General features: G+C 54.4%; 9 protein-coding genes. 1 reads left to right on the top strand and 8 read right to left on the bottom strand.

What is annotated here, in order from left to right:
- Positions 1 to 46: 46 nt before the first annotated feature.
- The 7 genes from F1381_RS26400 to F1381_RS26370 form a co-directional block, all read right to left on the bottom strand.
- Positions 47 to 322, bottom strand: coding sequence for an HPr family phosphocarrier protein (locus F1381_RS26400; protein WP_151737810.1), 276 nt, complete (start codon positions 320 to 322; stop codon positions 47 to 49).
- Between the two features lie 91 nt (positions 323 to 413).
- Positions 414 to 2,477, bottom strand: a complete 2,064-nt coding sequence (gene ptsG, locus F1381_RS26395; RefSeq protein WP_151737809.1) for a glucose-specific PTS transporter subunit IIBC — start codon at positions 2,475 to 2,477, stop codon at positions 414 to 416.
- A 233-nt stretch (positions 2,478 to 2,710) separates the two neighbouring features.
- Entirely contained in the window at positions 2,711 to 3,574 is an 864-nt protein-coding gene (gene glcT, locus F1381_RS26390; RefSeq protein WP_151737816.1) for a glucose PTS transporter transcription antiterminator GlcT, read from the bottom strand.
- 99 nt (positions 3,575 to 3,673) lie between these two features.
- Entirely contained in the window at positions 3,674 to 5,284 is a 1,611-nt protein-coding gene (locus F1381_RS26385) for a hypothetical protein (protein ID WP_151737808.1), read from the bottom strand.
- On the bottom strand, positions 5,277 to 5,987 hold the full coding sequence (locus F1381_RS26380) for an ABC transporter ATP-binding protein (RefSeq protein WP_151737807.1): 711 nt from the start codon (positions 5,985 to 5,987) through the stop codon (positions 5,277 to 5,279). Before F1381_RS26380 ends, F1381_RS26385 begins: the two co-directional genes overlap by 8 nt.
- Positions 5,988 to 6,065: 78 nt before the next feature.
- Positions 6,066 to 7,613 (bottom strand): flotillin lipid rafts scaffold protein FloT, encoded by a 1,548-nt coding sequence (gene floT, locus F1381_RS26375; RefSeq protein WP_187355583.1) that lies wholly within the window; start codon positions 7,611 to 7,613, stop codon positions 6,066 to 6,068.
- Positions 7,614 to 8,150, bottom strand: coding sequence for an NfeD family membrane protein (locus F1381_RS26370; RefSeq protein WP_151737806.1), 537 nt, complete (start codon positions 8,148 to 8,150; stop codon positions 7,614 to 7,616). It lies immediately after the preceding gene.
- Between the two features lie 213 nt (positions 8,151 to 8,363).
- Here F1381_RS26370 and F1381_RS26365 point away from each other — a divergent pair, with 213 nt between their 5' ends.
- Positions 8,364 to 9,260 carry an aminoglycoside 6-adenylyltransferase gene (locus tag F1381_RS26365; RefSeq protein ID WP_151737805.1) on the top strand — a complete coding sequence of 299 codons (897 nt, stop codon included), beginning with the start codon at positions 8,364 to 8,366 and terminating at the stop codon, positions 9,258 to 9,260.
- A 63-nt stretch (positions 9,261 to 9,323) separates the two neighbouring features.
- On the opposite strand, the gene F1381_RS26360 is transcribed toward F1381_RS26365, so the two are convergent.
- Positions 9,324 to 9,833 carry a GNAT family N-acetyltransferase gene (locus F1381_RS26360; protein WP_151737804.1) on the bottom strand — a complete coding sequence of 170 codons (510 nt, stop codon included), beginning with the start codon at positions 9,831 to 9,833 and terminating at the stop codon, positions 9,324 to 9,326.
- Positions 9,834 to 10,109 lie beyond the last annotated feature (276 nt).

Genomic DNA, 10,109 nt, shown 5'->3' with positions numbered 1-10,109 from the left:
TGCGCGGGCCACGGCAATGCCGGCGGAGGCCGCGATTCCTGTGAGTTTATTCATGAACCTCGCCCAGCCCTTCTTTAACCATCACTTCCTGCAGAGCGGTCAGCGCTTCGGCAGCCTCTCCACCTTCGGTAATCAGGGTCAGCGTGTCGCCGGGCTCCAGGCCCAGGGACAGTACGCCCAGGATGGACTTCAGGGTTACTTTTTTGCCTTTGGCTTCGGCAAAAGCCTCAGTATCCTTAAATTTTGTAGCTGTATTGACCAGCGCAGTGGCCGGACGTGCATGAATTCCGTCTTCGTCGATAATTCTGAATGTTTTTTGCATGAGATCCAACTCGCTTTCTGTTAATTTGGAATAAAATATATAGGGAGACGGCGCTCCCCCCGTAAGGGAAAGCGCAGCGTCGTGGTACATATTACTGAATGCTGATGATATCTTTGTCACCCACGGAGACCTTACCCGGCTTCTTCAAGGTTACAGAAGATCCTTCCGGAAGGTTGGAGAAGATCACCGGAGAAATGACGGATGGCGCATGGGCCTTCACATACTCGAGATCCACTTCCATAATCGGCTGTCCGGCCGCTACCAGATCGCCTTCTTCAACGAGGACTGTAAAGCCCTGGCCTTTCAGCTTAACGGTGTTCACCCCGATATGCACAAGCACTTCCTTGCCGCCGTCAGACATGATGCCGATCGCATGCTTGCTCGGGAACACGTTGAACACTTTGCCGTATACCGGCGAAGCTATTTTACCGTCGCTAGACAAGAAGGCAAATCCGTCGCCGGTCATCTTCTGGGAGAACACGGCATCCGGAACCTCTGTGATGTCCAGCAGTTCCCCGTTAACCGGAGATACGATATCCTCAGGCATGATTGCTGCGCCGCTCTCGCCGGCCTGCTGCTCCAGCTCCGGCTGCGGAGCTGCTGCCGCAGGAGACGCCGCCGGCGTCTTACCGCTCATGACATCCTGAATCTGCGATTTAATGGTATCGGAACGGGTGCCGAAGATGGCCTGCACGTTGTTGCCGACTTCAAGCACACCGGATGCGCCCAGCTTCTTCAGACGGTCTTTGTCTACGCCGGCTTTATCTTTAACTTCAACGCGCAGCCGGGTAATACAAGCATCCAAATGGACGATGTTCGGGCTGCCGCCCAAGGCGGACAGGATATTGCGCGGCAGATCGTCGCCGCTCTTCGACACGCTTGCAGAATCGGTTTGCACAGCATCGTCCTCCGGCTCTTCCCGGCCGGGTGTCTTCAGGTTGAATTTGCGGATAACAAAGCGGAACCCGAAGTAGTAAATAACCGCAATGACCAGACCTACCGGAATTACGAGCCACCAGGCCGTACGGTTCGGAATAATGCCGAACAGCACATAGTCGATGAAGCCGCCGGAGAAGGTCATGCCGATCTTAACGTCCAATAGATGCATGGTCATAAATGACAAGCCGGCGAATAGGGCATGAACGGCGAACAACAGCGGAGCGACGAACAGGAATGAGAATTCCAGCGGCTCGGTGATCCCCGTCAGGAACGAAGTCAGCGCAGCAGATACCATCAAGCTGCCGACCACCTTACGGTTCTCCGGCTTGGATTCATGATAAATGGCCAGCGCCGCAGCCGGGAGACCGAACATCATGAACGGATATTTACCGGTAGTGAAGGTACCCGCCGTGAATTCAACGCCGTCGCGCAGCTGCGACATGAAGATACGCTGGTCGCCGCGGATCAGCTCACCCGCATGGTTGATATAGCTGCCGAACTCATACCAGAACGGCGAATAGAAAATATGATGTAAGCCGAACGGAATCAGGGAGCGCTCGATCACCCCGAAGATGAACGCGGACAGCGTCAGATTCGTGTTGATCATGCTCTGTGATACATAGTTCAGGCCGTGCTGGATTGGCGGCCAGATCAGGCACAGCAGCAATCCGAGCAGCAGTGAGGTCACCGCCGTCATAATCGGCACGAAGCGTTTACCGGCGAAGAATCCGAGATAGGAAGGCAGCTCGATGCGGAAGAAGCGGTTATACATCGAAGCCGCCAGTATACCGACGAGTATCCCGCCGAATACCCCTGTCTGCAGTGTAGGGATTCCCAGCACGCTGGCGTAAGCGAAGTCCTGCTTGCTCAGCACATAGTCGTTAATTCCCAGCACCGTTCCCATGGTTACGTTCATCACCAGGAAGCCGATGATTGCAGCCAGGCCCGCAACGCCTTCACCGCCGGCTAACCCAATGGCTACACCAACTGCAAAGAGCAGTGAGAGATTGTCAAAAACAATCTGTCCTGAATTCATTAACACGTTGGCGACGGCTTGAATCGTATCATTCTCCAGCGCCGGCACGTACTGCAGGAAGTCGGGGTTGACCAGCATGTTGCCGATTCCGAGCAGGAGGCCCGCAGCCGGCAGAATAGCTACCGGAAGCATCAGCGCCTTACCGACTCTTTGTAAAACACCGAACAGCTTTTTAAACATCCATTTCACTTCCTTAAACTAATATTCAACAGAACGCCAAAAAAGGCATGAGCAACACAGTTATGGAATGTCAATCTAACGCTAACGTTAGATTGCCCCAATTTGGGGCGAAACAACCATAAATCTGTAAATCACTCATGCCTGATCGAATCAGTAACACGTTAGGTATTCTGTTATCGTTTATTAACAGGGATCATTGTAGCACCGTTATTTTAAAGTTGCAACCCTATTTTTTAACGGTTCATTTCTTCCTCGTCTTCCTTCTTCTGCGCCAGCCGCTGCAAATGGATCGTCAGATAACTGACCTCAGCCGGATATACCGGGATATGCATCCGCTGCTCGATCACCTTCGTCAGCTTCCAGGCCAGCATATACATTTCCGGATATTCGCGCTTCATCAGTCCGTCCAATGACGAAGCCTCCCGTACGGTCTCCCCCCGGCGCAGACGTTCCAGCACAAAGCGCAAATGGGTGACCAGCCGGGAATAGTCCAGCGAATCGCGCGGCACACGGTATTCGAGGCTGTCTTCCACCAGGCCTACCAGATCGCCGATCAGCAGCGAGTGCGCCCTGACTTCGGAGATGTGACGGTTGCTGAGGGCGCTGACGATATGCAGGGCAACGAACCCGATCTCATCGGGAGGCAGCGCCGTATGCATCGCCGTATTGATCCGCTCGATGGCATGCTCGGCGAGAGCGTATTCCTGCGGATACATTTCCTTCGTCTCATAGAGAAACGGGTTGTGTATCGGGATATGCTGCTCCTGACGGCGGATCGCAAAGGAGATATGATCGGTCAGCGCCGTATGAATATGCTCATTCAGACTCCGGCCGCTGTTCTGCATAATATGCAGGACAATTTCCTGTACCACTTCAATCAGCTTCTCATCCACCTGCGGGACCAGCTGCTTATACTGCTCCTGCTCCTCCTGGCTGCGGAGAATGAACATTTTTTCAACCGATGACAGGTTGATCCGGTCATGCGACTTCCGGTTGAATCCGATGCCCTTGCCAATGACGACGACTTCCGCAAACTGCGGATGCTCGGCAATGATCACATTATTGTTCAGGACCTTGGCCACTGTTATGCTGCTCACCATTACACCTCTTTGAATTCTAACATGACATGAACAGCCTGCGGATAAAAAAGGCTAATCTCCATTATAGCGACTGGCAGAGTAAAACTTCAAGATAAACTATTTCAGGCGGAAGGTTCTGGCATGAAACCTGCGTACCAGGATCAATGCGAGCACAGCATAAACCAAGGCGAGTGCAAGCGCTGCCGGAGCAAAGAATTCAGCATCGCTTCTCAGCACAAGACCAACCCCGCCGACCGCCATCACAATACTGTTAACCACCATAAAAAACGGATTCTTGATATTCATTTCTGTACCGTACGGCTGAAACATATAATACATGAACATGTGGTGTACGGAGTAGAACAGCGCAAGCCCGATAGCCGCCAGGCAAAAGAGCGCCGCATCCATAATTGTCCAATCTGCCGGTGACAACAGCAGCGGCAGATTAACCGCCAGCCCGACCGCTGCGGCTGCAATCAGATTCAGTCCGGCGATACGCGCCAGCCGGATGCGGAAATTGCTCATGACGGCCCCTTGCTTACGGTAAAAGCCGTACCTCAGCAGGCTCATGTCACAATTATAAAACATCGCCTTACAGGCCTTTTCACCGACGGTGATAAAGCCCATCACAAAGATCAGCACCAGCATCCCGGAGCGCAAATACTGCGCCGGGGCAATGAAGAGTTCCGGAGACAGCGCGAGCGCCAGCAGCCCGGCGCACAGCAAGACGGCGCATCCTGCGAGGCAGCGCTTCAGCGGCTGAATAAGGAGCCGCTTATGGCGGTCAAAGAAAATCGCGTTAAGATAGCTATAACCGGTTTTATCGGCGTGGACTTCCATGCCGGACCGGAGCACAGTCTCCTGCTCATCCGAGCGGATATCCTTCGCCTGGGCGTCCTTCATCATCCGTCCCATGTTCAGGAGCGGCTCGTCGATTTTGCTTACGGCGTCAACAGCCTTGCGGTAATTCGGATACCTGGCTATATAAAGCGAAGCCAGTCCTCCAACCAGCAGTATAGCCGTTACGGCGGGAAGATTAAACAGCCAGCCGCTTTCGAACCACGCCCGGCCCCCATAGAGCGTAACCGCTCCCAGCAGGAACATGGCGCCGATGACGATCCAGACCGCCGCCGTTTGTTTGACCAGCACGATCCCTTTCCGTTCGAAGAGCCACAGATGCAGCGCTTCGCAGAGCATCCTCCAGAAGGTCAGCAGCACCGCCAGCAGCACGCCCTGCCAGAGCGGGGCCGCAAGCAGACCGGCGAAGACCATCATGGCCGGTATAAAATAAAGGCCGAAGCTCACGCCGCGCAGCGCCATCGTTGCCCGCATATACTGGCCGGCCGGTAGCCGCATCAGCTTCACGCAAATGTACTTATCCATTTTGGGCTCCAGAATAACTGCGCTGGAGACGCCGGCGGCCACAAAGCTGAGCAGCAGCACCAGCTGCAGGTACAGGCTGTATTGCTCCTGCGGCAGCAGGTCCTTGCCGATTGACGTGACGGGCCAATAGATGATAAGTCCAAGGTATATAAATTTGCCCAGGAATCCCCACAACACCTTCAGGATTTGCACGATCACCGTTAGAACCTGCTTCACGTCCGTACGGGCATATACGTCATCACGGAGCAGCTTCCCGACTAACGGAAGCCTCCGGAAATAATAGATCAGCCGGTTGGCTCCGGAAGCTCCCCTGATCTTAATAATGCTCCTCAGCGTCCTATGCATCACCGCGCCCGTCCTTAAGCATATCAATAATCTTCTGCTCAAATTCCGGACTTTGCAGCATAGCGGAGGGGATCTCCTGCAGCAGGCCGTTGTTCAGGATGACCAGCTCATCGCAGAGGTCGGCGGCCAGCTGCAGAATATGCGTGGAGAAGATGATGATGTGATCCTTTTTCATGCTCCGCAGCAGATTTTTGATTTCCAGGGCAACAACCACATCAAAGGAGGTCAGCGGCTCATCCAGCAGAATGACCGGCGGGCGGGAGATGATAAACAGCAGCATCTGCACCTTGTTCTTCATGCCGTGAGAATATCCTTTGATCAGACGGTGCCGGTCTGCCGGCTCGATCTGCATCATGTCGAAATATTCGTCAACCGTCTTCGCCCCGGCAAGCTGATCTTTATTGATATCCAGGTAAAATTTCACGAACTCATAGCCGGTCAGAAATTCCGGCAGCACCGGCAGCGAGAAGACATAACCGACATCCTCCTCGCGGACCGGCTCGCTGACATCGCCCTGGCGCAAAAAGACCCCGCCGCTGTCCATGCGGATTTCTCCGCTCAGGCAGTTAAACAGCGAGGTCTTGCCTGCTCCGTTACGGCCGAGCAGCCCGTATATCTTCCCTTTGTCAAAGGTGTAATCAATGCCTTTCAGCACCGTCTTATCCCCGAAATTCTTAAGGATATTATCCAGCTGCAGCTGCATAGAAAGCCTCCCGTTCCTGATTAAAGTAAAGGTATGGCAGACCTCATGCCCTCTGCCATACCTTGCTTCTATTACGTCTTATTCGCCAACAGGCTGCTCCGGAACAGGGGTTACAGCCGGTGCAGGCTTGATTTGCGGTTTCAGTTCAGGCTTCAGTTCAGGCTTTGCGCCCCCGCCTTTCGTCAATCCCTTGATCAGACCCTCCACATCAATGCCGGATACATCCTTCAGCATCTGGGGAGCGGTCGCCATCAGCTGCGTCACATAATTGCTGACCCGGGCGGCGCCTTCCCCGTTGCCCGTGTCCACAACCGTCAGCTTATCGATGGAAGCCAGCGGCTCAGCAATCTTGCCTGCCAGCTCAGGCAGCATCTTGACGATAATGTCCAGCACCGCAGCCTCGCCGAACTTCTGGAAGGCTTCGGCCAGCTTCTCCTTGGCTTCCGCTTCTGCCAGACCGCGCAGCCGGATAACCTCGGACTCCGCTTTACCTTTGGCCAGCTCGGCGTCGGCTACGGCCAGACCCTCCAGCCGCTTCTGCTCGGCGGTTGCCTTCGCCTGGGTCTCGATGCTGTACTGCACAGCATCGGCCTCGCGCATCCGCCGTGCCTTGTCGGCTTCCGCCGCCTGCTCTACCGCATAACGGTCGGCTTCCGCTTTCTTCTTCACTTCTGCGTCATACTGCTTCTCGCGGACCTGAATTTCCTTGCCCTGCAGGTCGATTTCCCGCTCTTTGCGGACGAGCTCGACCTTCATCTGCTCCTCGACCACAATCTGCTTGGCGCGGGCTTCCTGGATGTGATACGCCTGGTCGGCTTCCGCCTTCGCCGTATCCTGCTCGCGCTTAAAGGACGCTACCTTCAGCTGATTCTCCTTGGACGCTTCAGCGATGTTCGTATCGCGCAGCAGTTCCGCCTTCTGTCCCTGTTCCTCGGCATTCGCTTTCTGAATACGCGCATCCCGCACCGCTTCCGCTTCGGCGATTTCCGCGTCCCGCTTGACCGCTGCGATCCGCGGCTTACCGAGGGCTTCCAGGTATCCATGCTTGTCGCGGACATCCTTGATGGTGAAGGAGACGATCTGCAGCCCCATCTTCTTCAGGTCGCGCGCCGCTACTCCCTGCACCTCCTGGGCGAAACGGTCACGGTTCCGGTATACTTCTTCCACGGTCATCGTACCGAGAATCGCCCGCAGATGCCCTTCCAGCACTTCCTGGGCTTCGCTCTTCAGCGCTTCGATCGGCTTGCCCATGAACTGCTCGGCTGCCGTCGCCACATCCTCCACGGAGCTGCCGACCTTGATGATTGCCACCCCGTCGGCGATAACCGGCACGCCTTGCTCCGTATAGACCTCCGGGGTTGTCACATCGAGCTTATGGGAGAGCAGCGACATGAACTCCGCCTTCTGGAATACCGGCAGGATAAACGCGCCGCCGCCGCGGACGATCTTGATCTTGCGGCCGGAGCCGTCATCGGAGATATGGCTGCTGCCGAGGAACGAACCGGTGACGATCATAGCCTCATCGGGACCGACTGTCTTGTAACGCGCCCAGAAAGCGATGCCGAGCACCAGCAATACGGCGACAACCACCGCAGGGATAAACAGAAAATCAGGAATACCGAACATTTACACATCCACTCCTCTTTTGTCATCAAATTCTGATACAAGCGCGACGCCCTCGCGGACCTCCACCACCACCGCCCGGCTCCCGGCCGGTAATGGCAGACGGTCAAAGCTCGCCGCCGTGTGCAGACTGTTGCTTGCTCCAAACTTCACCATAATTTCGCCGTAGCCCTGCGCCGGAACCGGCACGGTCACTTCGCCGATTCTGCCCGCCAGCTCCGCCATAGAGAAGCCGGTAGAGGTCTCACTGTTGCGGGTCGGCCGGATCACGGCAAGATAGAGAATAAGACCCATAAAAGCGGCAATCAGCAGAGACAGCGCCAGGACGGCTCCTTGCTCCAGTCCCGTGTAACGCGTAAGCAGAATGCCGGCCCCGCCGAATACGGTAACCCCTCCCGCAAGGACGGCCGGATTGACGAAGTCAATGGAAAGCGCATCCGTAATTCCATCCAGCGCATCGCCGATCCAATCCCCCAGCAGCACGCTGACGACAGCAAAGATAACGCCGAGTGCCAAACAGCCCAAGTACAAAGTTTGCATATCGTTCCCCCCTGTCGGTAATTTCCGGCTGTCGTATAAGTATAAACGCCAAAACCAAGTCCTTGGTTTCACAATCCTGGGTAATTATCTCAATATTGTAACCTTTACCGCCGGACTGCTGGAATGCCGGACCGCCATTTGCTACACTTATGTTAACATCAGCAGTCATATTTTGGAGCATCTATACTTTATTTGTCCGGGGTGAGAGGCATTATGCGAAGCGAGCAGGAAATGATGGACCTGATTCTCGGCGTTGCCGGGAAGGACGAACGGATCCGCGCGGTATATATGAACGGCTCCCGTACGAATCCGCAGGCTCCGCGGGATATTTTTCAAGACTATGACATTGTGTATGTGGTAACGGAGACAGAGTCATTTATCCGCGATGAAGGCTGGATTGATGTGTTTGGTCCGCGTCTGATGCTGCAGGAGCCGGAGAAGAACAGCCAGCACTTTTATTTTGATGAAGGAATCCCCGATTTATCGCGCAACTACGGTTATTTGATGCTGTTTGCGGACGGTAACCGGATCGACCTGCATGTGCAGACTCTGGAGGCTTCACGGGTGGAATTTATGGCGGACAAGCTCACCGTTCTGCTGCTGGATAAAGACCATTGCCTGCCGGAGATTCCTCCGGCTACGGATATCGACTACCGGGTTAAACCGCCTTCTGCAATACAATTCGCCGTCTGCTGCAACGAGTTCTGGTGGTGCCTGCAGAATGTGGCTAAGGGCATCTGGCGGGATGAATTGCCCTATGCGAAGCGGATGTTCGATCACTATGTAAGAGATATGCTGGACCAGATGGTCTCCTGGCGTGTGGGGATAGAGCATGACTTCGAGGTCTCGGCGGGCAAGCTGGGCAAATATTTCAAGCAGTATCTTCCGGCAGCGCACTGGGAAATGTACGTGAATACATATGCAGACGGCAGCTATGAGCACTTCTGGGAAGCTGTGGACGCCGCCTGCGGGCTGTTCCGGACGCTTGCCGGGGAAGTGTCCGCCCATTTCGGCTTCACTTACAGGTACGATGAGGATCAAGGCATGACATTGTATCTGCAGGCGGTGCGCAGGCTGCCGCAGGATGCGGGGGAGATTTTGCCGGAATAGGCTACGTCTGAATGATTTAAGGATTCTGCTGATGGATCTGCACCACATTTCGGATTGAGCTATTCACCGTTTCTTGATCAGGTAAAGACACAGGTCATCGTCCACGCATACCCGGGCGCCAGGTTCCACAGGCACATTATCATACATCATTCCTCTCCCGTCCGGGATGTAGCCCCGCTTGACGTATAGCCGTTGTGCAGCACCATAAGCAGCGTATAGGCCGAATCCGATTCCAACAGCATCCGACCGGGCCAACGCCCGCTCTTCAAGAGCCTCGATCAGCCGGCTGCCGATTCCACGGTTTCTGAGGGGCGGGATGACATCGAAATTTTGGATTTCGGGTATCCCCTTCCCGGCAAAATACATGTATTGCGACTGGTAAACAACATGCCCCCATCCAGCAAATTGGTCCTCGTAGAATGCTAAGAGAGTAACTCTCGTTTGGCTATAATTCTCCTGCCAGCAGTGCTGTATGTAGTCCATAGACTTTGCAATGTCATGCCCTGACAGCCCCCGGAAAATCTCATCCGCATCGCTTTGTCTCATTTGCCGGATAAACACAAGTGTACTCATGGTAAGATCTCCTTCCAATTGAACGATGTATTCCTGGATTTATGGTAACATGCCTGCTGTAATTAGCGGTGGTACAAAATAATTAAGCAGAACTTTGCTTCGTCATATCTGGGGATGCCTACGGTGCTTAATTATGAGGGAGCATGGAAGACAATGACCACATTTTTAAGGATTAATGCCGCTCTTCATCCCCACATATAAGCTTACAAGACAACAGCCGCCCCTTGCCGGGAGCGGCTGTTGTCTTTATTTCACCGATGATTTGTTTACACAGAT

This window comes from Paenibacillus tengchongensis (assembly GCF_008973665.1).
Taxonomy (GTDB): domain Bacteria; phylum Bacillota; class Bacilli; order Paenibacillales; family Paenibacillaceae; genus Paenibacillus_AQ; species Paenibacillus_AQ tengchongensis.
Note: the sequence above shows the minus strand (reverse complement) of the source record. Positions and strands in the feature narration are given on the sequence as shown.

What these genes read in the sequence shown, in the direction of transcription:
- F1381_RS26385 (WP_151737808.1), bottom strand. Translation starts at nt 5,284, where the DNA reads ATGCATAGGACGCTGAGGAGCATTATTAAGATCAGGGGAGCTTCCGGA.
- floT (WP_187355583.1), bottom strand. Translation starts at nt 7,613, where the DNA reads ATGTTCGGTATTCCTGATTTTCTGTTTATCCCTGCGGTGGTTGTCGCC.
- F1381_RS26365 (WP_151737805.1), top strand. Translation starts at nt 8,364, where the DNA reads ATGCGAAGCGAGCAGGAAATGATGGACCTGATTCTCGGCGTTGCCGGG.
- F1381_RS26370 (WP_151737806.1), bottom strand. Translation starts at nt 8,150, where the DNA reads ATGCAAACTTTGTACTTGGGCTGTTTGGCACTCGGCGTTATCTTTGCT.
- F1381_RS26360 (WP_151737804.1), bottom strand. Translation starts at nt 9,833, where the DNA reads ATGAGTACACTTGTGTTTATCCGGCAAATGAGACAAAGCGATGCGGAT.
- F1381_RS26380 (WP_151737807.1), bottom strand. Translation starts at nt 5,987, where the DNA reads ATGCAGCTGCAGCTGGATAATATCCTTAAGAATTTCGGGGATAAGACG.
- ptsG (WP_151737809.1), bottom strand. Translation starts at nt 2,477, where the DNA reads ATGTTTAAAAAGCTGTTCGGTGTTTTACAAAGAGTCGGTAAGGCGCTG.
- F1381_RS26400 (WP_151737810.1), bottom strand. Translation starts at nt 322, where the DNA reads ATGCAAAAAACATTCAGAATTATCGACGAAGACGGAATTCATGCACGT.